This window comes from Streptomyces sp. NTH33 (genome assembly GCF_003236365.1).
Taxonomy (GTDB): domain Bacteria; phylum Actinomycetota; class Actinomycetes; order Streptomycetales; family Streptomycetaceae; genus Streptomyces.
This window is the reverse complement of record NZ_POTZ01000999.1, coordinates 1-866: the sequence shown is the minus strand read 5'-3', so window position 1 is coordinate 866 and position 866 is coordinate 1. Positions and strand designations below refer to the sequence as shown.

Genomic DNA, 866 nt, shown 5'->3' with positions numbered 1-866 from the left:
GTGATCAACGGCTTAGACACCTTGATCATCCGGAGCCGCGTCCTGTTTCACCAAACCGGCGAAGGCGACAACCCGCCCACTACATCGCAACTATGACGTCTCGCCACCCGAGAACGCTCGCGCCCTGTCACCAAGGCGGCGACGATCTTGGACGAGCAGTTGCGAGCTGTCGTGTGACGGTTGGAAGGTGGCGCCAGAAGCGGCAGCGGGATACCGGCCCGCCCCCAGCCCTGCACCTGACCCTCACTCTTCTTGGTGCCATCACGGAAACAATCCCGCCCCTCTCCGGTGCCCTCGATCTTCGAATTGAAGAGGGGAAGATGTCCGGCCTGAAGTTGTTCCGCAAGACAAAGGGCGGCATGACGGAGGTCGTGCTGCGGCTGGCTGATACCGAGGCCGCTGTGCAGAGCCTTGCCGAGAACAACATGCAGGAGAGGACGGTCGTGGGGACGAGGACGCCCCTAGGGCCGTACTGCGGAAAGTACGGCCCCGGGGGCGTCGGGCGTTCGGCGGTCGGTGTCGCCTACTTCACCGGCTCGGGTTCCGGGGCGTTCTCGCTGTCCGCCTCGCCGGCCGAGGGCTCGTCGTCGAGGGGGGTCTTGACGGAGTCCAGCAGGAGCTGGGCGACGTCGACGACCTGGACGGTCTCCTTGGCCTTGCCGTCGTTCTTCTTGCCGTTGACCGAGTCGGTCAGCATGACCAGGCAGAACGGGCAGGCGGTGGAGACGATGTCCGGGTTCAGGGCGAGGGCCTCGTCGACGCGCTCGTCGTTGATGCGCTTGCCGATCCGCTCCTCCATCCACATCCGGGCGCCGCCGGCGCCGCAGCAGAAGCCGCGCTCCTTGTGGCGGTGCATCTCCTCGTTG

Annotated in this window: 1 protein-coding gene; it reads right to left on the bottom strand. The window is 65.8% G+C overall.

Translation table 11 applies throughout. The annotated features are described in order from the left end of the window. Positions 1-523: 523 nt before the first annotated feature. The coding region (locus C1I97_RS38075) for a heterodisulfide reductase-related iron-sulfur binding cluster (RefSeq protein ID WP_258382948.1) at positions 524-866 on the bottom strand (343 nt) is incomplete at its 5' end.